Annotated in this window: 23 protein-coding genes; 11 read left to right on the forward strand and 12 right to left on the reverse strand. The window is 67.5% G+C overall.

What is annotated here, in order from left to right; genetic code table 11:
- Positions 1–78: 78 nt before the first annotated feature.
- From V6Z91_RS29510 to V6Z91_RS29520, 3 genes are read right to left on the reverse strand one after another with little or no spacing between them, the layout of a single operon-like run.
- Positions 79–471: a hypothetical protein gene (locus V6Z91_RS29510; protein WP_338764762.1), complete on the reverse strand. Its 393-nt coding sequence runs from the start codon at positions 469–471 to the stop codon at positions 79–81.
- A complete protein-coding gene (gene sppA / locus V6Z91_RS29515; RefSeq protein WP_338764764.1) occupies positions 468–2,348 on the reverse strand; it encodes a signal peptide peptidase SppA in 1,881 nt (626 codons plus the stop codon). Before sppA ends, V6Z91_RS29510 begins: the two co-directional genes overlap by 4 nt.
- 46 nt (positions 2,349–2,394) lie before the next feature.
- Positions 2,395–3,861 (reverse strand): sodium:solute symporter, encoded by a 1,467-nt coding sequence (locus V6Z91_RS29520; RefSeq protein WP_338764766.1) that lies wholly within the window; start codon positions 3,859–3,861, stop codon positions 2,395–2,397.
- A gap of 83 nt (positions 3,862–3,944) precedes the next feature.
- Here V6Z91_RS29520 and dgt point away from each other — a divergent pair, with 83 nt between their 5' ends.
- The 3 genes from dgt to V6Z91_RS29535 are packed head-to-tail and all read left to right on the forward strand — an operon-like array spanning position 3,945 to position 6,623.
- A complete protein-coding gene (gene dgt, locus V6Z91_RS29525) occupies positions 3,945–5,162 on the forward strand; it encodes a dGTP triphosphohydrolase (protein WP_338764769.1) in 1,218 nt (405 codons plus the stop codon).
- Positions 5,155–6,279, forward strand: coding sequence for an acyl-CoA dehydrogenase (locus V6Z91_RS29530; RefSeq protein WP_338764770.1), 1,125 nt, complete (start codon positions 5,155–5,157; stop codon positions 6,277–6,279). Before dgt ends, V6Z91_RS29530 begins: the two co-directional genes overlap by 8 nt.
- A 17-nt stretch (positions 6,280–6,296) precedes the next feature.
- Complete coding sequence (locus tag V6Z91_RS29535; protein ID WP_338764772.1) at positions 6,297–6,623, forward strand: DUF3861 domain-containing protein; 327 nt, start codon at positions 6,297–6,299, stop codon at positions 6,621–6,623.
- 97 nt (positions 6,624–6,720) lie between these two features.
- Here the strand turns inward: V6Z91_RS29535 and V6Z91_RS29540 are convergent, their stop codons facing one another.
- Positions 6,721–7,926, reverse strand: coding sequence for an MFS transporter (locus V6Z91_RS29540; RefSeq protein ID WP_338764774.1), 1,206 nt, complete (start codon positions 7,924–7,926; stop codon positions 6,721–6,723).
- 112 nt (positions 7,927–8,038) lie between these two features.
- Between V6Z91_RS29540 and V6Z91_RS29545 the strand changes: the two genes are divergently transcribed.
- Entirely contained in the window at positions 8,039–8,251 is a 213-nt protein-coding gene (locus tag V6Z91_RS29545) for a DUF3820 family protein (RefSeq protein ID WP_338764775.1), read from the forward strand.
- Here V6Z91_RS29545 and V6Z91_RS29550 read toward each other — a convergent pair.
- On the reverse strand, positions 8,248–8,631 hold the full coding sequence (locus tag V6Z91_RS29550) for a PPC domain-containing DNA-binding protein (RefSeq protein ID WP_338772110.1): 384 nt from the start codon (positions 8,629–8,631) through the stop codon (positions 8,248–8,250). The genes V6Z91_RS29545 and V6Z91_RS29550 overlap by 4 nt on opposite strands.
- A gap of 276 nt (positions 8,632–8,907) precedes the next feature.
- Here V6Z91_RS29550 and V6Z91_RS29555 point away from each other — a divergent pair, with 276 nt between their 5' ends.
- Complete coding sequence (locus tag V6Z91_RS29555; RefSeq protein WP_338764777.1) at positions 8,908–9,264, forward strand: KGG domain-containing protein; 357 nt, start codon at positions 8,908–8,910, stop codon at positions 9,262–9,264.
- 216 nt (positions 9,265–9,480) lie between these two features.
- Here the strand turns inward: V6Z91_RS29555 and V6Z91_RS29560 are convergent, their stop codons facing one another.
- From V6Z91_RS29560 to V6Z91_RS29580, 5 genes are all read right to left on the reverse strand, one after another.
- Positions 9,481–9,894, reverse strand: a complete 414-nt coding sequence (locus tag V6Z91_RS29560; protein WP_338772112.1) for an IS1595 family transposase — start codon at positions 9,892–9,894, stop codon at positions 9,481–9,483.
- A 58-nt stretch (positions 9,895–9,952) separates the two neighbouring features.
- The gene (locus V6Z91_RS29565) at positions 9,953–10,903 is read right to left on the reverse strand and encodes an EamA family transporter (protein ID WP_338764779.1); all 951 of its coding nucleotides are present in this window, start codon (positions 10,901–10,903) and stop codon (positions 9,953–9,955) included.
- 66 nt (positions 10,904–10,969) lie between these two features.
- The gene (locus V6Z91_RS29570; RefSeq protein ID WP_338764782.1) at positions 10,970–13,132 is read right to left on the reverse strand and encodes an EAL domain-containing protein; all 2,163 of its coding nucleotides are present in this window, start codon (positions 13,130–13,132) and stop codon (positions 10,970–10,972) included.
- The gene (locus V6Z91_RS29575; RefSeq protein WP_338764784.1) at positions 13,125–14,075 is read right to left on the reverse strand and encodes an HDOD domain-containing protein; all 951 of its coding nucleotides are present in this window, start codon (positions 14,073–14,075) and stop codon (positions 13,125–13,127) included. Before V6Z91_RS29575 ends, V6Z91_RS29570 begins: the two co-directional genes overlap by 8 nt.
- 110 nt (positions 14,076–14,185) lie before the next feature.
- The gene (locus V6Z91_RS29580) at positions 14,186–15,106 is read right to left on the reverse strand and encodes a LysR substrate-binding domain-containing protein (RefSeq protein ID WP_338764787.1); all 921 of its coding nucleotides are present in this window, start codon (positions 15,104–15,106) and stop codon (positions 14,186–14,188) included.
- Between the two features lie 148 nt (positions 15,107–15,254).
- On the opposite strand from V6Z91_RS29580, the gene V6Z91_RS29585 reads away from it, so the two are divergent.
- From V6Z91_RS29585 to V6Z91_RS29610, 6 genes are all read left to right on the forward strand, one after another.
- Positions 15,255–15,956, forward strand: coding sequence for a pirin family protein (locus V6Z91_RS29585; protein ID WP_338764789.1), 702 nt, complete (start codon positions 15,255–15,257; stop codon positions 15,954–15,956).
- A gap of 215 nt (positions 15,957–16,171) precedes the next feature.
- Positions 16,172–16,828, forward strand: a complete 657-nt coding sequence (gene ribA / locus V6Z91_RS29590; RefSeq protein WP_338764790.1) for a GTP cyclohydrolase II — start codon at positions 16,172–16,174, stop codon at positions 16,826–16,828.
- 112 nt (positions 16,829–16,940) lie between these two features.
- Positions 16,941–18,377, forward strand: a complete 1,437-nt coding sequence (locus V6Z91_RS29595) for a serine protease (protein ID WP_338764793.1) — start codon at positions 16,941–16,943, stop codon at positions 18,375–18,377.
- Entirely contained in the window at positions 18,374–19,357 is a 984-nt protein-coding gene (locus tag V6Z91_RS29600; RefSeq protein WP_338764796.1) for an FHA domain-containing protein, read from the forward strand. The genes V6Z91_RS29595 and V6Z91_RS29600 overlap by 4 nt, the downstream gene beginning before the upstream one ends.
- Before the next feature lie 16 nt (positions 19,358–19,373).
- On the forward strand, positions 19,374–19,970 hold the full coding sequence (locus tag V6Z91_RS29605) for a biliverdin-producing heme oxygenase (protein ID WP_338764798.1): 597 nt from the start codon (positions 19,374–19,376) through the stop codon (positions 19,968–19,970).
- Entirely contained in the window at positions 19,967–22,141 is a 2,175-nt protein-coding gene (locus V6Z91_RS29610; protein ID WP_338764801.1) for an ATP-binding protein, read from the forward strand. The genes V6Z91_RS29605 and V6Z91_RS29610 overlap by 4 nt, the downstream gene beginning before the upstream one ends.
- Positions 22,142–22,224: 83 nt before the next feature.
- Here V6Z91_RS29610 and V6Z91_RS29615 read toward each other — a convergent pair whose 3' ends face one another.
- The gene (locus tag V6Z91_RS29615) at positions 22,225–22,641 is read right to left on the reverse strand and encodes a VOC family protein (RefSeq protein WP_338764804.1); all 417 of its coding nucleotides are present in this window, start codon (positions 22,639–22,641) and stop codon (positions 22,225–22,227) included.
- Between the two features lie 126 nt (positions 22,642–22,767).
- Positions 22,768–23,064, reverse strand: a complete 297-nt coding sequence (locus V6Z91_RS29620) for a hypothetical protein (protein WP_338764807.1) — start codon at positions 23,062–23,064, stop codon at positions 22,768–22,770.

Raw genomic sequence — 23,064 nt, forward strand, 5'->3', positions numbered from 1 at the left:
ATCAGTTGCACGGGCGGCGTTGTGCCGCCGCGGTGTCGCGCTGTCACGATATGGGAAGTCGGCTGACCCGGGAGGGGGTCAGTCCGCGACATCCTGCTCCGGCAGCCACTGGGCCAGGTGCAGCAGCACGCCGGCCGGATCCCATACATAGGTGACCAGCGCGCCGTAGCTCTCGCGCTTGGGCGGCGCCACGCGCGCGCCGGGGAAACGGCCCGTTGCCAGCAGCGCCCTCACCTGTTCATGGGCGCCGTGGGCATCGGCCACGGTCACATGCAGCATCGTATTGTCGACCCATTCCTTGGAATAGTAGTCCTGCAGGTAGAAGCGGTGACCGCCATTGGCCAGCAGCGCCAGCTTGTCGTCGTCGTACTCGACCGCCCAGCCCAACGCCGCGTAGAAGGCCTTCGACAGGGCGAAGTCGGCGGCCCCGACAAAGGGCCGCACGTCGCCGACGCGCAGGTCGACCGTCATTGCGGCACGCCGCACAGGCAGTGGGTGAGCGCCATGAACGGCTTTCTCTGCGCCGTCATCTCGTTCAGCCAGTTCAACTCCCTGGCGACCTGCCCGGCCACGCCGGCGGGGATGCCGCTCGGCGCAAGCACGGTGCCCAGCTGGCGGGCGACGGCCGCATCGACCAGGTCGCTGACGGCTTGCGGCGCGCCGAAGAAATCGAGCAGCTTGTCGAAGCGCGTGGTTTCGCGCTCGATGTAGACGATGCGCGGATCGGCCCCCAGCTTGGCGCGGCGCGCGGCGGAGCGCACCGCGTCGTTGAAGCTGCCCAAGGTGTCGACCAGGCCCCGTTCCTGCGCCTGGGCGCCGGTCCATACCCTGCCCTGCGCCACGGCGTCGATCTTCTCCGGCGTGCTCTTGCGCGCCTGCGCGGCCTTCGTGGTGAATTCCGCATACACGTGGTTGATCGATGCCTGCAACAGCTGGCCGAAGCGCGGGTCCATCGGCCGCGTGGGGTTGCCGGCGTCGCCCAGCCAGGTGGTCGGCTGGCCGCCGCTGTGGATGCCCAGCTTGTCCATCACCTTGTCGACGGTGGGGAACAGCGCGAACACGCCGATCGAGCCGGTGATCGTGGATGCGTCGGCGATCACTTCATCGGCCGACATCGAGATCCAGTAGCCGCCCGAAGCAGCCAAGTTGCCCATCGAGACGACGACCGGCTTGCCGGCCGCGCGCGTGAGTTCGAGCTCGCGGCGGATCAGTTCCGACCCGAAGGCGCTGCCGCCGGGCGAATCGACGCGCAGCACGATGGCCTTCACGCTGTCGTCCTCGCGCGCCATGCGGATCAGGTTCGACGTGGACAGGCCGCCGATCGAGCCCGGCGCGGCGATGCCGTCGCCGATCTCGCCCACGGCCATCACCACGCCGATGGCGTCGCCGGTCAGCTTGGGTGCGATACGGGCCAGGTATTCATCGTGGGCGATCTGGCGGAACGATTTGTTCTGCGGGTCCGCCTCGCCGCGCTGCACCATCATGGCGCGGATCTCGTCGCGCGTCTTCAGGCCGTCGACCAGCTTCACCTGCAGCGCGAGCTTCGCCAGGTTGCCGCCGCTCTGCCCCACCAGCGCGGGCAGGTTCTCGATGCTGCGCGCGATCGTGCCCGGCTGCAGCTTGCGCGCCTGTTCCACGTCCTGCAGGTAGCGGCTCCACAGGTCGTTGTTCAGGTAAGCCTCCGCTTCCGCGGCGGCGGGCGACGGGCCGTTGGCCACCAGCGGTTCGGCGGCGCTCTTGAAGTTGCCGACCTTGAGCAGGTTGACGGTGACGCCCAGCTTGTCAAGCGCGTCCCGGTAGTAGGTGCGATACTTGCCGTAGCCGTCCAGGATCACGGTCCCCATCGGGTGCAGGTAAACCTCGCTCGCATGGGCGGCGATCTGGAACTGGCTCTGGTTGTAGTTCGAGCCCCAGGCCACCACCTTCTTGCCGGTGGCACGGAAGCGGTCGATGGCCGCGGCGATCTCCCGCTGCATGGCCGGGCCGCCGCCTTCCATCTCGTCGACCAGCAGCACGGCGCCGGCAATGCCCGGATCGCGGCCGGCATGGTCCAGCGCACGCAGCACGTCGCGCAGCTGGATATAGCGGCGCACGTTCTCGTCGCCCAGGTTGGCCAGCGCGGCAAGCTTGGCGCCGCCCGGCGCCTGCTCGACCAGCTGGCCGTTCAGGTTCAGCACCAGCATCGTCTTCTGGCCCAGCGGCTTGGCGCCGCCGCCGAAGATTGCATACAGCAAGGCGATCACGATCGCCAGGAAAATCAGGTTCATCACGGCGCGGCGGCTGGCATCGATGAAGCGCCAGGCACGGCCAAGGCCGCCACGCACATAGGAAAACACGGATCGGGACACGGGCAACTCCGGATAAATTGGTTGACGGGGTATAGGCGAGACTGTATCAGTTTGCAGCCACGGGGGCGCCACGTCTTTCAGGTGAGGAAATCGCCCACAGCCCGGCGAACACGAACAGGCCGTCGATCACCAGCAGTTCCAGCCCCAGCCGGTAGCTGCCGAAGAACACGTGCTGCCAGTGCTCCAGCAGCGCGCACAGCGCCGGGCCGGCGAGAACGACGACGGGCACCCAGCGGTCGGCCACCTGCCGGCGCGTCAGCAGCCCGAAGCCGAACAGGCCGAGCAGCGGGCCATATGTGTAGCCGGCCAGCTTGAGGATGACGCCTATCATGCTCGCGCTGTCGATCCACTTGAACACCATCACGAGCACGAGGAACAGCGCGCAGAAACCCAGGTGCACGCGGTGGCGCCAGCGCACCCGCTCGCGCTCGTTCAACGCGCGCCGCTGCACGCCCAGCAGGTCGATGCAGAACGACGAGGTGAGCGCCGTGATCGCACCGTCGGCGCTGGGGAACAGCGCCGACACGAGGGCCACGAAGAACACCAGCTGCATGGCGGCCGGCAGGTGTTCCATCACCACGGCCGGGAAGAGCTTGTCGCCGGTCGCCGTCACGCCGGCCTGCGGGGCGTACAGGTGCAGCAGGCCGCCCAAGAATAGGAAGGCGCCCAGCACGACCACCAGGATGAAGGTGAGCAGCACCATGTTCTTCTGCGCCCCGCCGAGGGTGCGCACGGAGATATTCTTCTGCATCATTTCCTGGTCCATCCCCGTCATGGCGATCGTGATGAAGGCGCCGGCCACAACTTGCTTCCAGAAGTAGCCGGGGCTGTCGACGTTGAAATCGAACACGCGCGACAGGCCCGCCGCTTCCATGCGCGCCAGGCTTTCCGCCATCGACAGGTCCATCGCATGCAGCAGGAACCACACGCAGGCCGCCAGGCCGGCCAGCATGCCGGTGGTCTGCAGCGTATCGGTCCACACGATCGTCTTCACGCCGCCCTCGTACGTGTAGAGCAGGATCATCAGCAGGATCACGAGGTTGGTGGCCCAGAACGGCACGCCGAGCCGGTCCAGTATGGTCGCTTGCAGGATGTTGACGACGAGGTACAGCCGCGCGGTGGCGCCGAGGGTGCGCGAGACGATGAAGAACGCGGCGCCGCTCTGGTAGGAACGGCGCCCCAGCCGCACGTCGAGGTAGTGATAGATCGACGTGAGCTTGAGCCGGTAGTACAGCGGCAGCAGCACGAAGGCCACGACCAGGTAGCCGATCACGTAGCCGAGCGTGATCTGCAGGTAGCCGAAGCCGTCGCGGCCCACGGCGCCCGGCACGCTGACGAAGGTGACGCCGGACAGCGTGGTACCCACCATGCCGAACGCGACGAGGCCCCAGTGCGAGCTCTTGTTACCGATGAAGAAGCTGGCATTGTCGGCATTGCGCGACGTTGCCCAGGCCACCGCCAGCAACAGGCCGAAATACGCGAAGATGACGAAAAACAGGAAAAACGGGGACATGCTCTTTACATCCAGGATATGAATCGGCAGCAATATACACCCGCGGCCGGGCTACAATCGGGCAAGCAACAGGAAGGATCACCATGTACAGTGCCGCCACCAGAGAATTCGCCCGCGCGCAGGAAGCGCTGATCGCCCCGCTCGAGGTGCGCGTCCATGCGCAGGCCGACGGCCGCGCCGAGGGCCGCGAGGAATGCATGCGCGACTATGCGCGCGTGCTGTATTCGGCATCGTTCCGCCGCCTGCAGGGCAAGATGCAGCTCCTGGGCGTGGATGCCGGCAACTTCAACCGCAACCGGCTCACGCACAGCCTCGAAGTGGCGCAGATCGCCCGCTCGATCGCCGCCGACCTGGGGCTGGAGCGCAGCGTGGTGGCCGAAACCTGCGCGCTGGCGCACGACCTGGGCAACCCGCCGTTCGGCCATCACGGCGAGCGCATCCTCGATGAACTAGGCCGCGACCATGGCGGCTTCGAGGGCAATGCGCAGGCGTTCCGCATCCTGCGCACGCTGGAAAAGAAGCACCACGCGTATGCCGGCCTGAACCTGACCGTGCGCACGCTGGCCGGCATCACCAAGTATTTTTATCGGCGCGCCGACAATCCGAGGAAATTCCTGTACGACGAGGACTTCCACTTCCTGTCCGGCGAGATGGCGCGGCGCGGCCTGGCCATCCGCAAGACGATCGATGCGCAGATCATGGACTTGTCCGACGAGATCGCCTACGCGGCGCACGACCTGGAAGACGCGATGAGCTTCGGCATCATCACCTGGGGCGAGATCCTGCACGAGTTCCGCATCAGCCGCGATTTCGCCGACGCCTTCGAACCGTTTTCGCGCATCGCCCATGGCGCCCACGAGGAGGCGTTGAAGAGCGAGGCGCAGGCCAGTTCCGAGGAATACTCGATCGTGCTGCGCAAGGAAATGACGTCGCAGATCGTGCACGAACTGTGCCGCGACATCACCGTTGTCGAGGGGGCGCATGGCCCGGAACTGGGCTACAGCACGATGGGGCCGCTCGCGCGCGGCTTGAAGAGCCTGCTGTGGAAGGCGATCCTGCGCAAGAAGGACGTGCAGCTGTACGAGAAGCGCGGCGAGAAGATCATCCGCGGCCTGTTCGAGGTGCTGACCGACCGCGCCTACAACCGCGACAACGTGCTGCTGCCGCCCGAGCTGCGCTGCCTGCGCGACTCCCGCGAACGCCTCGTGCTCGACTACCTCGCCGGCATGATGGACGTGAACGCCGCCGCCGAATACGAAAAATACTTCGGCAAGGGCAGCCTGGAGCGCATCTATGACTGATCGTTGCCCGAACACTGGTGACAGGCTCCGATTTCCAGGAAACGTTGCAAGAATATCGGAGCCTGTCACCGGTTTTGACGATCCGTGGCGCGCGGCGGAGCTGGCTGGGTTCCTGCTGCCGGAGCAGCAGGCGCGCATCCACGAGCAGGGCTGGCTGAAAATGCTGGCGCCGCGCGCGGCGGGGGGCGCGGAGTTGCCGCTGCCGGAGGTCGTGCGGCTGGAAGAACAGGTCGCGGCCATCGACGGCAGCCTGGGCTGGGTGGTCACCCTGTGCGCGGGCGCCGGCTGGTTTGCCGGCTTCCTGCCGCAGGCGCTGGCGCGCGGGATCATGGCAACGCCCGGCGCCTGCCTGGCCGGCAGCGGCGCCCCGACCGGATTCGCCGATCTCGACGGAGACGACTTCCTGATCAGCGGGCGCTGGGACTACGCCAGCGGCGCGCCGATGGCGACCCATTTCACGCTGAACGCCATGCTGCGCGCCGGTGGCGAAGTGCTGCGCGATGAACATGGCAAGCCGCGCATCCGCGCCTTCGTCGTGCCGGCGCGCCACGTGACGCTGGAGCCCTCCTGGCAAGCCATCGGCATGCGCGCCTCGGCATCGCAGGCCTACCGCATCGACGGGGCCCGCGTCCCGGGCAGCCACGGCTTCGCGATCGACGCCGCCCACGCCACGGCCGACGGCCCGCTGTACCGCTTCCCGTTCATGGCGCTCGCTTACGTGACGCTGGCGGCAAACGTGCTGGGCATGGCCGGCCACTTCGTCGCGCGGGCCGGACCGCTGGTCGCCGTGCGCCGCCAGCACGGCACCGGTGTGCCACTGGCCGAGGTCCCCACGGTAGCGGCACGGCTGGCGGCGGCCCGAGCGGACCTGGAGCACGATCGCGCCGCCCTGTACGCGACCCTGGACCGCGCCTGGGACGATGTGGTGCGGCACGCCTCAGCCGACGAGGCCGCTTTGCAGCGGGTATCCTTGCAGCTCGTGGAGACTTGCCGCCGCACCGTCGACGGGTTGTATCCGTACTGCGGGCTGCAAGCGGCGCGCGAGGAAACGGCGATCAACCGCGTCTGGCGCGACTTCCATACCGCCACGCAGCACTTGCTGCTGCTGCCCGATTGAACCCATACGGAGGGACCATGAAACAGCATCGCTACCGCATCACCGTCGATCACCTGCAGGACCCCGGCGGCAATCCGGTCACGCGCGCCCCTTTGACATTCGAGGTCGGCAACCATGACGACATCTTCGCCATCGTCGAGCGCATGCGCGGCCGCGGCGACTTCGATCCGGAAACGGCGATCGCCTTCGCCGTGGGCCTGAAGCTGTTTTCGGAGACGATGCTGGAGCACCGCGACCACCCGCTGTTCACGGAATTCCGGCCGCACTTCCAGCAATTCATGAAACATCTGAAGAGGGGGCCGGTCCAGCCGGGCGAGGCCCCGGCGGAGCCGGATACGCCTTAGAGCGCCCGCCCCCCCCATGGCTGCGTTGCAGCGTCTCGCCGTACAGGTGTACTGTCTTCGACGCCGCGCCTTGCCCTGCGGGTTTTGTTAGGCTCTCTTAGTGCGCGATGGCGTGGACGGACTTCCCTGACGCGGTCGACCGCGGATGCAGCCGGTCCAACCGGCCGGACAACACCGTCAAGCCATAGGCGCCCAGCACCACCAGGGCGCCGATCCAGCCGGTATGCACGAGGCCGAATTGGTCGACGATCTGGCCGCCGCCCCAGGCACCGCCGGCAATGCCGAGGTTGAACGCGGCGATGTTCAGGCCGGACGCCACGTCGACGGCGCGCGGCGTGTAATGTTCGGCCTGCTGCACGACGTACACCTGCAACCCTGCCACGTTGCCGAAGGCGACGGCACCCCACAGCAGCACGGTGAGCACGACCAGGTATTGGTTCGGCGCCGTGAACGTGAGCGCCAGCAGCACGGCGGCCAGGCCGAGGAAGATGATCTTCAGCGCGCCCACCGGGCCGCGCCGGTCCGCCAGCCTGCCACCCCAGATGTTACCGACCGCCACCGATACGCCATAGACCAGCATCACCAGGCCCACGGCGCTTTCGCCGAAGCCGGCCACGCGTTGCAGGATCGGCGCCAGGAACGTGAAGGCGATGAACGATCCGCCGTAGCCGACTGCGGTCATGGCGTACACGAGCAGCAGCCGCGGCTGCGCAAGCACCCTCGCCTGGTCGAGCAGGGAGGCCGGCTTCGCGTGGGCGATGTCCTTCGGCACGAACAGCAGGCTGCCGACGAACGCGACCACGCCCAATGCGGAGACCGCCAGGAAGGTTTCGCGCCAGCCGAAGTGCTGGCCGATGAAGGTGCCGAGCGGCACTCCGGTCACCAGCGCCACGGTCAGCCCCGTGAACATGATGGCGATCGCGCTGGCCGCCTTTTCCTTTGGCACGAGCGAGGTGGCGATCGTTGAACCGATCGAGAAGAACACACCGTGCGCCAGGCCCGTCAAGATGCGGGCCGCGACCAGCGACGCATAGCCGGGCGCCTGCCAGGCCAGCAGATTGCCGGCCGTGAACAGCACCATCAGCGCCAGCAGCAGGAGCTTGCGCGGCAGCCTGCCCGTGAGGGCCGTGAGCACGGGCGCGCCGACCGCCACGCCCAGCGCGTACAGGCTGACGAGGAGGCCAGCCGAAGGCAGGGTGACGCGCAGGTCGGCGGCGATGGTGGGCAACAGCCCGACGATGACGAACTCGGTGGTGCCGATGGCGAAGGCGCTGATCGTCAGCGCCAGCAAGGCAATGGGCATGGATGACTCCTGTAAAGTGACGCACGAGATTGGATGACGTGCAGTATCCAGGGAGTCATTCTTTCGAAAAACCCACACTCAAGCAGAACATTTTTGACTCACCCGCAACAGTATGCATAGGGAAGCCCTCACCAAGCTCGTCGAGCGCGAGATGCCTTACGGTAAATACAAGGGGCGCAAGCTGGCCGACCTGCCCGGCCACTACCTGGGCTGGATGGCCCGCGAAGGTTTTCCGAGAGGAGAATTGGGCGCACTGCTGGCGTTGATGTACGAGCTCGACCACAACAACCTGCGCAGCCTGCTCGACCCGCTGCGGCGCGGCTAGCGGATCACCAGCTCCGGATAACCGGTAGCCCCATCGAGTTCACGGCCGAAGGCATGGCCGGGCAGCAGGGCCACGAGCACTTCGGCCGTCGTGCGCACGATGCATCCCGGCGCGACATGCCCGCCGAGCACGCGGCCTTCGCTGTCGGCCACCGTCATGTGCAGGTGCGCGCCATCCGGCGACACGGAACCGGCCAGCGTGAGGATTTCCATATCACCCAGCAACTCGTCGGCCCCCGGGCGCCCGGCCAGGCGCAGCCGTGCCACGGACAGCGAACCGATGCCTTGCAGGACGAAGGCGGCGCCCTGGCCGCGCAAGGCGGTTTCGATGGCGCCGCGCAAGTCGTCGCCGGGGTACAGCCGCAGCGGCAAGGCGGCCATGGGAGTGCCCGCCGGCATGGCGGTGGAAGGGGTCGGGAACATGGTAATGGTTTCTGGCATGAAAGGCTTCCGGGTCGTCGCAAACGTTACATTCACATACTGCTGTGTTACTTTTCCATTGGCCGTTGTCCTACAAAGCACCCTCCTCGACGCTTATAAAAAAGGCCATCCCTTGGGCCTAAGATGAGCGCTCCTTTACACGACTTGCACACGATGTCGAGTGTGACCACAGGTTCCGTAAAGGATGTGCAATGTTCATCATACAAGGAGAGAACCATGGCATCATCCAACCAAGATAACAAACAGGGCGGCAACAAGGGCAACAACCAGAGCGGCGACACCAGCAACCGCGGTTTCGCTTCGATGGACCCGCAGCGCCAGCGCGAAATCGCCTCCGAAGGCGGCCGCGCAGCCCACGCTTCCGGCAATGCGCATGAGTTCACCTCGGAAGAGGCCCGCAAGGCTGGCAGCATGAGCCACAAGAATGACGGCAACCGCCAGAGCGGCAACCAGGGCTCCAGCGGTGGCGGCAACCAGGGCAACCAAGGCTCCAGCGGCGGCGGCACCCGCGGCGGCTCGTCCGAGCAGCACGCCCAGGCCGGCCGGCAGAGCCACAAGAACGACAAGGGCTAAACGCAGCCAGTCGTTCCGATGCGCTGAGGCGCAGCCCCCGGCCATTCGGGGGCACGAAAGCCGCCCGATGGGCGGCTTTCTCATTTGCTCCCTAGCCGCCCGATGGGCGGCTTTCTCATTTTCCCCCTAGCCGCCCGATGGGCAGCTTTCTCTTTTGGCGCTGTTCGCGAACGCTAGGCTTTCCCTGAATCACGGAACTTTCAGGGCCTATCGATGTCAACAGCGACCTGAGCCATGCCTGTCCGGCGCCACGCCGACACGTAACCAGTGCGACGGCGCGGTGAGCACGGCGGCGTCCAGCACCCGTTGCCAGCCCGTGTAATTGGCGAGGTATCGACTGGCGACACCGTTGAACCGGCGAAGCCACGTCTTGAAGCGGCCATGCCAGCCGTTCACGTTCTGGATGTGAACGGCTTCCCGCACTCTCTCCCCGCCCTGCACGTTCACCGATTCGTGCGTGATGCCCGCCTGCCGCGCAAACCCCCCGTAAGCCTTCGCACCATCGCTGACGAGAATGACGTCCGGCGCCAGCACGGGCAGCAAGTGCCGGGCCAATTGTCCCGCGCTGACCGGCCCGCGCCCGGTCACGAAATCGTACGTGAGCTTGTTGCGGTCGCGGGCGACGAGAATGCAGCAATCGCGAACAGCGCCTCTCGTTTACCCCGATTGCCGCCAGACGAAGTCCCGCTCACCTCAACCTTACGATCGTCCAACGTTTCCTTGCCGCTTCGTCCTCCCCGGGCGCCGGTCCGCGCGGCCATGCCGGCAGCTTCAACAGCCCCATCGTCAGCGCGCAGCCGGCCAGGATCACGCCGCAGCACAGCGCCATGCGCAGCGTAAACGGTTCTCCCAGGAACAGCCCGCCCCACAGCACGCCGAAGGCGGGAATCAGGAACAGCGAGCCCATCGCCCTGCTCGCGCCCAGGCGGGCGATCAAGTCGTAGAACAGCACGTACACGAAGGACGTGCACAGCGCGCAGAGTGCCACGAGCGCCGTCCACGCTTCCAGGCCCGGCGTCGTTTCCGGCCACGTCGCCGCCATCGGCAATGCCAGCAGCACGGCGGCCGCCACCTGGCTGCCGCCCGCGATCGCCAGCGGCGGCACCTGTGCCATGTGGCGCTTGATGAAATTACCGGTGAAGCCGTACAGCAAGGTCGCCGCCAGGCAGGCGAAGGCGGCGGCCAGCGTTTGCCACAGGGCGCCTCCGCCAAGGTGCACCTTGTCGGCCACCAGCAGGACCACGCCCGCGAACCCGATCGCCAGCCCGGCCATGCGCTGTACCGTCAGCCGGTCGCCCAGCCAGATGGCGCCGATGAGCGCCGCGAACAGTGGCGTGGTCGACGACAGGATGGACGACAGCCCGGCGGGAATGGCCAGCGCGGCGAAATTGAACAGAATGAACGGCAGCGCCACGTTCGTGACGCCGACCAGGGCAATACCCTTCCAGTGCCGCAGCGTCTCGCCCGCCACGCCGCGCCACAGCAGGATCGGCAGCATCAGCAGCGCCGCCAGGATGGCCCGCGCCCCGGCCATCGCCACCGGTCCGAATGCCGGCGCGGCGATGCGGATGAACAGGTACGATGCCCCCCAGATCGCCCCCACCAGCACCAGCTGGCCCACATCGGCTCGCCTCATCATGCCCCCCTTTCTTGTTGTCGGGGGATCATTTTCACCGGACCGCTGGCTCCATCCAAGGGCCAGCGTTCATCGATCCGATGGAGCCAGGGCGGGCACCGGGGCCGTGACGTCCAGGCGCCGGCCGTCGCGGAGCATGCGTTCGAAGTCGGCGGCGGGCACGGGCTGGCTGAACAGGTAACCTTGCAGCTGGTCGCAACCGAGCTCGCGCAGGAAAGCCATCTGTTCCACCGTCTCCACGCCTTCGGCCACGATCTCCTGCCTCAGCTGCTGGGCCATCGTGACGATCGCGCGCGCGATCGCACAATCGTTTTCCTCGAGGGGCAGGCCGACGACGAAGGAGCGGTCGATCTTCAGCGTGCTGATCGGGAATTTCTTCAGGTAGGCCAGGCTGGAATAGCCGGTGCCGAAGTCGTCCAGCGCCAGCGCCAGGCCCATCGCCACCAGCTCGTTCATGATCGCGATCGCGGCCTCGGCGCCGCGCACCAGCAGGCTCTCCGTGATCTCCACCATGATCTGCTCGGGGTGAACACGGTGGCGCGCCAGCACGTCGGCCATGCGCCGCGGCAGGCTGCGGTCGAACTGGCGCGCCGACAGGTTGACGGCGACCGGCGGCATGACCAGACCGGCGTCGTGCCAGGCGCGGATCTGGCGGCATGCTTCCTCGATCACCCAGTTGCCGAGCTCCACGATCAGGCCGGTTTCCTCCGCCACCGGGATGAACACGCCCGGCGACACGAGCCCGCGCACCGGGTGCCGCCAGCGCAGCAGCGCCTCGGCGCCCACGATCCTGCCGCTGCGCAGGCTCACCTTTGGCTGGTAGTACAGCAGCAACTGGCCGTTCGCCAGCGCGTCGCGCAACTCGCCTTCGATGCGCAGGTGTTCCTTCACGCGCTGGTTCATCTCCTCGGAAAAGAACAGCATCGCCGGCTCCACGCTGGTGCCGGCCCGCGCTGCCGCCACGTCCGCGCCGCGCAACAGCGCGTCGGGATCCTGGGCATCCTCCGGCCAGACGGCGATGCCGACGTGGCTGCCGACCTGCAGCGAGTGCGTCCCCACGGCGACCGGGACCGCCAGCGCGTCGGCAAGCTTCCTGGCCACCAGCGCCGCGTGCTCGCGGCGCTCGACGCTGGGCAGGGCGATGGCGAACTTGCCGCCATCGAGCCGCGCCAGGATATCGCCCTCGCGCAGCCGTGAACGCAGCACCCGCCCCGCTTCGACCAGCACCGCATTGCCCACGTCGTGGCCGAGCGTGTCGGCGATCGCCCCGAGCCGGGTGATCTCCACGACCAGCAGCGCGCCATGTTCGCGGCTGCGCCGCGCCGCTGCCATGGCCTGCCCCAGCAACTGCATCAGCAGGCCCTGGTTGGGAAGGCCCGTCAAGGCATCGTAGTTGGCCATGCGCTGCATGCGCGCCTCGGCATCCTTGCGCAGGCTGATGTCGCTGAACAGCGCGAAGGTATGACTGACCTGGCCGTGCCCGTCGCGCACGGCGCCCACCACCGCCGACAGCGGGAACAGTTCGCCATTCTTGCGGCGCCCCACGATCTCGCGGCGCCACGGGCCGGCACCGCTCATCGCGGCCCGCACGCGCGTGCGGAAGTCGGCATCGTGCGGGTGCGCGCGCAGCAGGTCGGGCGACTTGCCGAGCGCGTCGGCCAGCGTGTAGCCGGTGATGCGCGTGAAAGCGTCGTTGACCGAGACAATGCGCCCGTTCGCATCGGCGACCAGCACGCCCTGGTCGCTGTCTTCGATGATGCGGACATGCAGGCTGTTTTTCTCGCTCGCCGACAGCCCATCCTTCACGCGCGCCAGTCGCACGTGCATCCCCGCCGTCTCGCCCGCCTCGTCCTTCACCAGCGTGATCGACAGCCGCACCCAGATCGTGTCGCCGGATTTCTTGCGGCGGCGGACCTCGGTGCGCGCCAGGTCGGTCCCTACCACCAGCTCGACGATGCTGTTGTCGTCGTCGTCATCCGTGTAGAGGAACAGCACGTGCTGGCCCACCGCTTCCGCGGCCGTGTAGCCGAACATGCGCGCGGCACCGGTGCTCCAGCCGGTGACATAGCCGGCCAGGTCCAGCTCGAGCGAGGCCTCCGGCGGTTCCGCTTCGTCGCGCACGGCAACCAGCTCCGCTTCCAGACGGTCGAGCGTGGCCGCCAGCACGCCGCCGCGCTGCGCGCGCGCCGCGCGGCACAGGTCGAGGCAACGCGCGAGAGCCGTGTCATCCATGGGTACTGCCCGCCACGTTGCCCGTCACGCCCAGCATCCACAAATTGGCCTCGACCACCATCGCGTTGAAGTCGCCGGGCGCCAGCTGGGCTTCTTCGAGCGCGGCCGCGACGGTGTCGAAATCGGCGCTTTCGGCCGCCTCCACCAGCGCCAGCAGCTTGCCCAGCTCGCCGTGGCGGTCCAGCAGCGCGCGTTGCACGACGTCGGCGATCGCCAGCGGCGCCAGCACCTCGGCCAGTGGCGCGCCGAACAGCACGCCCAGCAGGGAGAACATGCCGGTCATGAAGGCCAGCTCCTGCTTCAGCCGGTCCATGCCGGTGGCGCGCGCCAGCAGTTCCATGAGGCGGGCCCGCACCGACACCCTGGCCAGCAACATCGCCGAACGCTCGTCGCCGTTGCTGGCGGCGAACAGCATCAGGTTCAGCCAGCGGCGCAGTTGCTGCCGGCCCAGCAGCAGGATGGCCTGGGCAAAGTTGGTGACCTTGCGCCCGGCCCCCATGCCGAGCGAATTGACCAGCCGCAGCAGGTGGTAGGACAGCGTGGGGTCGCGGCGCAGCAGTTCCTCGATTTCATGCGTGTCGGCGTCGACGTTCACCCGCTGCACGAGCTCCAGTGCCAGGGCGCGCGATGTCGACTGCTTGCCCGTGGCGCGGGCCGGCGGCGCCAGCGCCCAGGTGCCTTCGATCCAGGTCACGTGTGGCGGCAGGGAAGCGCCGGGTGGCGCATCGGCATGCATGGTGCGGTCCGCCGGCAGGAGGCGCCACCCGGCATTGTGCAGCGGCGTGGCGCAGGCGCTGGGCAGGCCGGCGCGGTAATGGCAGGGAAAGCGCGCCGCCAGCTGGAGCAGCGGTGCGGCGGGTTCGGGGGGATGTCGCGTAGCCAGCACCAGGCCGGCAGGAATGCCTTTGCGATCGGCAAGCAGCTGCAGGAAGAACGTGTTCATGGGCGGACCTCGGAAAGGACGATCCTGATGCTACCGCGAACTAGTTGGTCATAGTCAACTATTACCGCAAGCCAATAGGCCAAACAACGCCGAGGTTTGACGTGCCGCAATCAAGCCGTGGGAAGATGGCGGCACATGCGATCGAACAGCGCGGCACCGCGCATGCGCGCCAGCCACCATTGCAGCGCCGCGCCGGTTTCGCCGGTGCGCCAGGCCAGGTAGAAAGTTTCGTCGGGTTTCGGTTCCTCCACTTCCTTCTCGACGAGAAGGCCGGCGGCGACCGCGGCGCGCGCGCAGGGCTCGGGCAGGAAGCCGAAGCCGAGGCCGGCAACCTGGTACTGCACCTTCGATGCCATGTCGGGCACGGTCAGCGTATCCTGGCCCAGCAGCAGGCCGACGGTGCGGGGCGCCATCTGGCGCGCGGAATCGGCCATGGCCACGGCGCGGTGCTGCTGCAGGTGGATGCGGCCCAGCCTGCCCTCCACGGCCGCCAGCGGGTGCGTGGGGGCGACCGCGAAGACCCAGCGCAGCGTGCCGATCGGCTCGGAGACATAGCCGCCGCCGGCCGGGCCATCGCCCGGCGCGCCGATCACCAGGTCCACGCGCCGGTCGAGCAAGGCTTCCCAGGTGCCGGACAGGGCCTCGCGCACGATGCGCAGGCGGGTCTGCTGGGCCACCTCGTAGAAGGCGCGGATATCGTCGCCGAACGCCAGGCTGGAAAACATGGAATCGTGGCCGATCGCCAGCTCGGTCTCCCAGCCCGACGCCACGCGGCGCACGCGGTGTTCCAGGTCCTGTGCCGCGCGCAGCAGGTAGCGCCCCTCCTTCAACAGTTCGCGGCCCGCCTTCGTCAACTCCACTTTCGGGCCGTTGCGCTCGAATACCTGCACCCCGAGATCATCCTCGAGCTTGCCGACCGTGTACGAAATGGTCGAAGGCACGCGGTGCAGTTCCTTGCCGGCGGCGGAAAACGAACCGCGGCGGTCGATCGCGTCGACGATCTGCAGGGCTTCCAGGCTGAGTCTGAGCATGTTCGAGGCTTTCGATATTTTCGATAGTACGGGGGTAAATTTTCCGTTTTTTTCTTATCCGGAGCGGGCGTATAGTGCCTACATCCGAGCTGCGAACACTGCAAAAACGGTGTTCGAAACGATCGCAAACAACATTAAGGAGCATATCATGCAAGAAGTCCGTCGCAGTGAAGAACGCGGTGTCGCCAACCACGGCTGGCTCGATTCCCGTCACACCTTCTCGTTCGGCTATTACCACGACCCGCGCCACATGGGCTTCGGCCCCCTGCTGGTGATCAACGAGGACAAGGTCATGCCGGGCCAGGGCTTCGGCACGCACGGCCACCGCGACATGGAGATCATCTCCTACGTGCTGGAAGGCGCGCTGGAACACAAGGACAGCATGGGCAACGGCAGCGTGCTGCGCTACGGCGACGTACAGCGCATGACGGCCGGCACCGGCGTGCGGCACAGCGAGTTCAACCACTCGAGCACCGAGCGCGTGCACTTCCTGCAGATCTGGATCCAGCCGTCCGAGACCGGCATCGCCCCCGGCTACGAGGAAAAGCACTTCTCGCCGGAGAGCAAACAGGGCAAATTGCGGCTGATCGCCTCGCCGGACGGCCGCGACGGCTCGGTGCTGATCCACCAGGATGCCCGCATCTTCGCCACGATCCTGAACGAGGGTGACAGCGTGGCGCACCCGCTGGACGACGAGCGCACCAGCTACGTGCACGTGATCCGCGGCACCGTGACAGTCAACGGCACCGCGCTGAAGGGCGGCGACGCGCTGAAGATCACCCGCGAGACGCAGGTGAAGCTGGACCACGCCGAGGCGGCCGAGGTACTGGTCTTCGATCTGCCGTACTGATGCAGTAGTGGCTGGGGCCGTGCATGTGGGTGATGTCGTCCGCGGCATCGTCCCTTCCCGGCCCCGTAACGCGGGCTCCGCGTTGTTACGGTCGCGCTCGTGTCATGGTGTCAGGCACCGTGACACGGGCTCTGCCGTTGGGGGAGCATCTGCCGAAACCTCAATTTTTGTTATGATGAGGGGCTTATACGTACCCGAATGAAAAGAGCTTAACCATGCAGCCCGTTGCTGAACTCCCTGTCGATGCCACCGATCTCGAATACGTCACCTCGTGCGCGCTGCCCACGCCGTGGGCGGAGTTCACGCTGCACGCGTTCATCGAGCATTCGACCGGCAAGGAGCACCTGGCGATGGTGCTGGGCGATATCGGTGACGGCGCGCCCGTGCTGGCGCGCGTGCACAGCGAATGCCTGACGGGCGACGTGCTGTTCTCCCAGCGCTGCGACTGCGGCGCCCAGCTCGAGGGCGCGCTACAGCGCATCGCGGCCGAAGGGCGCGGCGTGCTGCTGTACCTGCGCCAGGAAGGCCGCGGCATCGGCCTGCTGAACAAGATGCGCGCCTACCGGCTGCAGGAGGCGGGCGCCGATACCGTGCAGGCCAACGAGCAGCTCGGCTTCAAGCCGGACCAGCGCAGCTACGAGCTGGTGGCGCCGATGCTGCGCCAGTTCGGCGTGCAAAGCCTGCGCCTGATGACGAACAATCCCCGCAAGATCGCCGCCATGGAAAAGCTGGGCGTGCCTGTCTCCGAGCGCGTGCCGTTGCTCGTGAACCGCAATGTCTTCAACCAGCACTACCTGAATACGAAGGCGCTGAAGCTGGGGCACATGATGTCGCCGGTGGTTGCCACGGCCGACAGCGACGGCGAACAGTAAATATCCAGCCTATATCCAGAAGTAAGCAAAAGTAACGGCCGCCGCCCGGCCCGCCCCCGGCCGGGGTTCCTGAGGTACACTCTTCGTTGTTGAAAAGAAGTTCAGGGACTGCATGAAACCTACCCGGCTTGCCGCAACCGTTCAATTCGCGATCACCATGACCTGGGGCGCCGCCGCCTCGGCCGCGCCTGTTCCGCCAACCGCTCCCGCGGCGCAGCCGGCTGCCCAGCCCGCCGCGCAGCTGCCGGCGCCGCGGCGCGCGCCCGCCCAGGGTGCGCAGGGTGCGCAGGGTGCGCAGGGTAATTCAGCACCGTTGCCCATCCCCTCCTCCGCCGCGCAAAAACTGTACGCCGCCGCCAAGGCCGACCTGCTGCAGGTGCGCTCGCTGCTCAAGAGCGGGCGCACGCAATCATCGGTCGGTTCCGGCTTCCTGGTCGGCACGTCGAACCTGGTGCTGACGAATTACCACGTGGTCTCCCAGTTCGCGCTGGACCCGGATACCTACACGGGCGAATGGGTGGACACGGCGGGCCAGCGCGGCAACATCGAACTGCTGGCCGTGGACGTGCTGCACGACCTGGCCGTGGTGCGCGTGAACCGCTATGGCACCGGCTTCTTCAAGGTGCCGGAGGGCGAGGTACGCCTCACGCAGGGCCAGTACCTGTACTCGCTCGGCAACCCGCTCGATCTGGGCTTCGCCATCTCCGAAGGCGCCTACAACGGCATCATCTCGCGCAGCTTCTACGACCAGCTGATGTTCACCGGCCCGATCAACGCGGGCATGAGCGGCGGCCCGAGCGTGACGGCCGATGGCGAGGTGGCCGGCGTCAACGTGGCCAAGCGGCTGGACGGGGAGCTGGTCAGCTTCCTGGTGCCGATCCGCTATGCGCAGCGCCTGCTCAAGCAGGTCGAAGGCCGGCCCGCGCCGCCCAAGGATTTCACGGCCGTCGTCACGCAGCAGCTGCTGGCGCACCAGAAGGCGATGATCGACCACCTCCTCACCGGCCCGCTGACGAAGAAGGTGATGGGCCCCTACGAAGTACCGGTGCGCGAGACGGAGCAGATGCGCTGCTGGGGCAATTCCAGCGCCCAGGCTACCTCGCGCAGCGAGAAACCGTTCGCGGTCGACACCACCAGCTGCACGATGGAGTCGTCGGTCTTCGTCTCCGGCTCGCTGCAGACCGGCGCGGTGGGGATCCGCCACCAATACCTGCGCAGCACGGGGCTCGATGCGATCCGTTTCGCCCAATTGTCGTCGGCCTCGTTCAAGAACGAGGATTTCGGCAGCTACAAGGACACGCGGCTGACCGGCCCGCAGTGCACCGAGCAGTTCGTGACCAATGGCTCGCTGCCGATGCGCGCCGTGCTGTGCGTGCGCGCCTACCGCAAGTTCGCCGGCCTGTACGACTTTTCCCTGATCACGGCCAGCACCGACGATGGCATGATGAACCTGCAAAGCCGGCTGGATGCGCGCGGCGTATCCTATGACAACGGCATGCGCACCGCACGCGCCTTTCTCGAAGCGCTGGCGCGCGTGAGCGTGAAATGACGGCGCCTTACTTCATCGAGGTATTGGCGCGCAATGGCGACGTACTGTCCAGGCAGCGCTTCGACACGCTGCCGGTGACCTTGGGCCGCGGCTACGACAACGATTTCGTGCTGGACGACGCCCACACGGCGCCCCGCCATGCGGTGCTGGACCGCGGCGAAGACGGCTTCCTCGTGCTGCGCGACCTGGGCAGCCAGAACGGCATCGTGCTGCACGGGCGTCGCCAGCCGGAAGTGGCGCTGGACGGCACCACGGTCGTGCGGCTCGGCCACACGCGGCTGCGCGTGCGCGACGCCGGCTTTCCCGTGCCGGCGGAACTGACGGATACCACCATGCATGCGTGGGAAGGCGGCGCCCCGGCGATGGCCGGGCTCGCACTGGTCGCACTGTTCATGGGCGTACAGGAAGCGCTGTCCGACACGGAAGGCTTCCAGGCGATCCGCTACCTGCTCAAAATCGCCGGCGGCCTCGGCGCCGGCCTGGCCTGGAGCGGTATCTGGGCGCTGGTAAACCGGCTGTTCGGCGGTCATGCGCGGCTGGGGCGGCACCTGTTCATCCTCGGTGTCGGACTGGTGGCGATCGGCGCCTGGGAGGCGCTGTCCTCGGTGCTCGCCTTCGCCTGGTCCGCCGAGGTCTTCACGCGCTATGGCGAGCACGTGGCCATGCTGATCGCCTGCGGCATGGTGTACTTCCATGTGAAGACCGTGCGGCCCCATATCTCGCCGCGGCGCCTGCAGGTCATCTGCGGCGTGCTGCTGGGGCTTGGGTCGGGCCTCGTCATGATGAGCAATCTGGAGGAGAACGGGCGGCTGTCGGACGAGCTGTACATGTCCGTGCTGCTGCCGCCGTCCGTGCGCCAGAGCCCGGACCACAGCGTGGACGACTTCATGGGCGCCGCGGCTCGGCTCAGGACGCAAGCCGACGAGGAGCGCCGGCGCGACGTGCCAGGCAACGAATCGGACGACGGCGACGACAACTGATCTGTAAAATGGGCAAATGATTTCCGCTCATCCCGACATCCTCGCCGCCTTGCGGGAGGCTACCGCCAGCCGCCACGCCGAGCTGGACGGCGGCATGCCCCTGGCCCGGCCGGCGCCCACGCTGGCCGACTACCGGGCGCACCTGGCGCTGCTGCACCGCTGGCTCGAGCCGATCGAAGCGTGGCAGGGCCGTTTCGCCGACGGCCCGCAGGATGCCGCACTGCTGCCGCCCTCGCCTCACCTGCCCCTGATCGAGGCCGACCTGGCCGACCCGGCGCTGCCCGCCGGCCGCGAGCCGTCCGCCGCCGCCGTCTGGCACGGGCGCGACAGCGTTGCCTACCGCTGGGGCGTGGCCTACGTGATCGAAGGATCGCGCCTCGGTGGCGCCGTGCTGTACCGCCGGCTGGCCGATGCGCTGGCACCGCACCCGCTGCGCTACCTGCACGCGGGCGGCGTACCGCCCGGGCCCCGCTGGCAGCACTTCCTCCGCGCGCTGCGCGCCCAGGTGCAAGGCGACCGCGCGGTGGCCGAGGCTTGCCAGGGCGCGCGCGACGCCTTCGACAGCCTGATCGCCCTGCGCCGCGCCGACCCGGCGCTGCAGGCCGCCGCATGAGCGAGCAACCGCTCCCGCAGAGCGTGCCGGCGCCCGTCGGCCTGGATAACTGCGCGGACGAGCCGATCCACATCCCCGGCCTCGTCCAGCCGCATGGCGCCCTGCTGGCGTTCGCGCCCGACGGCAAGCTGCGCGCCTGGAGCGCGAACGTCGCCGAGCTGCTGGGCTTCGCTCCCGTCCTCGGCACGCCCTACGACCGCCTGCCGCTCGCGCCCGCGGTGACGGAGCAGTTGCGCGCCTGCCTGGTCGAAGGCGCCGATTCGCCGACCGGCATCGAAACCCAGGGCAACGGCAACACGTTCGACTGCGTGGTGCATGGCAACGGCACGCGGGCGATCGCCGAGTTCGAAGTGCGCCACGTCGCGGCCGACGAGCTGGCCGCCTTCGCCCTGAAAGCCCACGCCGCCATCGAACGGTTGCGCCGCCAGCGCTCCATCGAGGCGCTGCTGCACCACGCGGTGGAACAGGTGCGCGCCATCACCGGCTTCGACCGCGTGATGGCCTACCGCTTCCGCCACGACGACAGCGGCGACGTGGTCGCGGAAAGCCGCCGCGAAGACCTGAAACCCTTCCTCGGCATGCGCTACCCGGCCAGCGACATCCCCGCCCAGGCGCGCCGGCTGTACACGATCAACACGCTGCGACTGATCGCCGACATCGGCTACACGCCGGTGCCCGTGCTGGGCGCGGCGGGCGAGCCGCCGCTGGACATGAGCCACTCGGTGCTGCGCAGCGTGTCGCCGATCCACGTCGAATACCTGCAGAACATGGGCGTGGCCGCGTCGATGAGCGTGTCGATCGTCGTCAACGGCAAGCTGTGGGGCCTGATCGCCTGTCACCACATGGCGCCGCTGCGCGTGCCGTACTCGGTGCGCATGGCTTGCGACGTGATCGCGCAGGTGCTGGCGGCCGCGGTGGTGAGCGTCGACTCGCACGAGCGCATGCGGCTCGCCGAACAGGCTGCTGGCGTACGCACGCGCCTGATCGAAACGCTGCTGCACGAGGACGACGTGCTGGCCGCGCTCGAACAGCATGCGGAGGAACTGGCCGGCTACCTGGCGGCCGACGCGCTGGTGTTCACCCAGCAGAACAAGCTGACGGCGCACGGCGTGGACGAAGAACTGGCCGCCGCGATCGTCGGCTCGCTGCCGGCCCAGGGCGAGGAGATGCTGCACCGTTCCGGCCGCGCCGACTGGCCGGAAGGGCTGCGAGCCCGCCTGGGCCCCTGGGTCGGCCTGCTGGCGCTGCACTTCGACCCGGCCACGGCCGGCTGGCTGCTGGCATTGCGCCGCGAGCAGGTGGAAACCGTGCGCTGGGCCGGCAAGCCGGACAAGCTGCTGAAGACCGGGCCGCTGGGCCACCGCCTGACGCCGCGCGGCTCGTTCGACGAATGGGTGGAATCGGTGCACGACAAGGCGGAGCCCTGGGATGAACCGCGGCGGCTGGTCGCCGAACAGCTGCTGGGCGAGATGCACCGCGCCAGCATGGCGCGCCATGCCGAGACGGAGAAGGCGCGCATGCAATTGCTGGCGATGCTGGGCCACGATTTGCGCGACCCGCTGCAATCGATCTCGATGGCGGCCACGGTGCTCCAGCACGGCGCCGAGCCGCACCAGCTGGGACAACGCATCGAGCGCTCGTCGGGGCGCATGCAGCGCCTGATCAGCCAGGTGCTCGACATGAGCCGGCTCGACAGCGGGCTCGGCCTTTCCATGCGCAAGATCGACGTCGAGCTGTCGAAGATGGTGGAAGACCTGCTCGACGAGACACGCCTGGCGCACCCCGGCACCGTGTACCAGGCCGATATCGCGCAAGGTGTGCATGGCTGTGCCGACCCGGACCGCATGGCGCAGGTGATCAGCAACCTGCTCAGCAACGCGCGCCACCACGGCGCCACCGGCCGGCCCGTGCTGGTGTCGCTGAAGGAAGAAGCCGGCAAGGCGGTGCTGGAAGTACGCAACAACGGCGCGCCCATCGCGCCGGAATTGGAAGCACAGCTGTTCAACCCGTTCAAGCGCATGGCCCTGCAAAGCCGCACCAACCGTACCGGCATGGGGCTCGGGCTGTACATCGCCGAGAACGTGCTGAAGGGGCACGGCGGCATGGTCGCCTACCGCTACGAGGCGCCGCACGTGGTGTTCAGGGTGGAGTTTCCGCTGCAGCCAGACTGAAACGTTGCCGAAAAAATGGGGACAGACCCCATTTTCGAGGAAACATTGCTTGAAAAACGAGGATAGATCCTATTTTCGTCGTCTTACGCCGACGGCTCGTACGGCGCGCCCTTCAACTCCACCGTATTCCCCTCCGGGTCCTCGATGTAGATCGACGGTCCCTCCCCTTCCGCCCCGTAGCGCGATTCGGCCGGCCCGTTGGGCACGTCGAGCCGGTCCAGGTGCGCACGGATCGCGGCCTCGTCGAACGGCTCCACGCGGAAGCAGAAGTGATCGACGTTCCTGCCCTCCCTGCCCGGCGCCGCGCCCCCCATGCGGCCCAGCTTGCCGTCCACGGGCACCAGGTCGACCAGCGCGCTGCCCGCGCGCAGCTGCACGAGTCCGATCCCATCCTGCCGGCGCTCGACCGTGCAGCCCAGCACCTCGGTATAGAAACGGATCATGCGGTCCAGGTCCACCACGCGCAGCACGATGTGGTCGAGTTCACGAATGCGTATCACGTTGCCTCCCAGAAAAGTTGCCGAAAACCGTGAAAATTCGTTGCGAGAATACCGGTGACAGGCAGCTACGATCTTGGAACATCCGTTGCAAAAAAAACGGTGCCTGTCACCGGTTCTGGCTGTTGTTCAGATGCGACCGCGGCGGAATTCTGCAAGGAATTTTTTTGTTTCGGCCCGCGACAGGACCACGATCGGGTCGCCGTGGTAGACGTACAGGAACGGCGGCCCGCCCAGACGGTCGGTCAGCTTGGCGTGCACGAGGAAGCGCGTGCCGACCGGATAGTCCGTCACCAGGACGCGCGAGCATTGCACGCGCAGCAGCGGGTGGTAAGCCTGTCCGACGACGGGCCGCACGCGCACCGTGCCATCGTCGTCGAACGATTCGATGGCCACTTCGCGGTACGCCGACAGGTCGCGCGCCAC

It is taken from the genome of Massilia sp. METH4 (genome assembly GCF_037094685.1).
In the GTDB taxonomy this organism is placed as follows: domain Bacteria; phylum Pseudomonadota; class Gammaproteobacteria; order Burkholderiales; family Burkholderiaceae_D; genus Rugamonas.

Excerpts from the sequence above, each read along its gene's own strand:
- dgt (WP_338764769.1), top strand. The coding sequence starts at position 3,945 with ATGTACAGTGCCGCCACCAGAGAATTCGCCCGCGCGCAGGAAGCGCTG.
- V6Z91_RS29520 (WP_338764766.1), bottom strand. The coding sequence starts at position 3,861 with ATGTCCCCGTTTTTCCTGTTTTTCGTCATCTTCGCGTATTTCGGCCTG.
- V6Z91_RS29535 (WP_338764772.1), top strand. The coding sequence starts at position 6,297 with ATGAAACAGCATCGCTACCGCATCACCGTCGATCACCTGCAGGACCCC.
- V6Z91_RS29550 (WP_338772110.1), bottom strand. The coding sequence starts at position 8,631 with ATGGCCGCCTTGCCGCTGCGGCTGTACCCCGGCGACGACTTGCGCGGC.
- ribA (WP_338764790.1), top strand. The coding sequence starts at position 16,172 with ATGCAGCCCGTTGCTGAACTCCCTGTCGATGCCACCGATCTCGAATAC.
- V6Z91_RS29575 (WP_338764784.1), bottom strand. The coding sequence starts at position 14,075 with ATGAACACGTTCTTCCTGCAGCTGCTTGCCGATCGCAAAGGCATTCCT.
- V6Z91_RS29555 (WP_338764777.1), top strand. The coding sequence starts at position 8,908 with ATGGCATCATCCAACCAAGATAACAAACAGGGCGGCAACAAGGGCAAC.
- V6Z91_RS29605 (WP_338764798.1), top strand. The coding sequence starts at position 19,374 with ATGATTTCCGCTCATCCCGACATCCTCGCCGCCTTGCGGGAGGCTACC.
- V6Z91_RS29610 (WP_338764801.1), top strand. The coding sequence starts at position 19,967 with ATGAGCGAGCAACCGCTCCCGCAGAGCGTGCCGGCGCCCGTCGGCCTG.
- V6Z91_RS29545 (WP_338764775.1), top strand. The coding sequence starts at position 8,039 with ATGCATAGGGAAGCCCTCACCAAGCTCGTCGAGCGCGAGATGCCTTAC.
- V6Z91_RS29570 (WP_338764782.1), bottom strand. The coding sequence starts at position 13,132 with ATGGATGACACGGCTCTCGCGCGTTGCCTCGACCTGTGCCGCGCGGCG.
- V6Z91_RS29530 (WP_338764770.1), top strand. The coding sequence starts at position 5,155 with ATGACTGATCGTTGCCCGAACACTGGTGACAGGCTCCGATTTCCAGGA.
- V6Z91_RS29600 (WP_338764796.1), top strand. The coding sequence starts at position 18,374 with ATGACGGCGCCTTACTTCATCGAGGTATTGGCGCGCAATGGCGACGTA.
- V6Z91_RS29580 (WP_338764787.1), bottom strand. The coding sequence starts at position 15,106 with ATGCTCAGACTCAGCCTGGAAGCCCTGCAGATCGTCGACGCGATCGAC.
- V6Z91_RS29585 (WP_338764789.1), top strand. The coding sequence starts at position 15,255 with ATGCAAGAAGTCCGTCGCAGTGAAGAACGCGGTGTCGCCAACCACGGC.
- V6Z91_RS29595 (WP_338764793.1), top strand. The coding sequence starts at position 16,941 with ATGAAACCTACCCGGCTTGCCGCAACCGTTCAATTCGCGATCACCATG.
- V6Z91_RS29565 (WP_338764779.1), bottom strand. The coding sequence starts at position 10,903 with ATGATGAGGCGAGCCGATGTGGGCCAGCTGGTGCTGGTGGGGGCGATC.
- V6Z91_RS29510 (WP_338764762.1), bottom strand. The coding sequence starts at position 471 with ATGACGGTCGACCTGCGCGTCGGCGACGTGCGGCCCTTTGTCGGGGCC.
- V6Z91_RS29540 (WP_338764774.1), bottom strand. The coding sequence starts at position 7,926 with ATGCCCATTGCCTTGCTGGCGCTGACGATCAGCGCCTTCGCCATCGGC.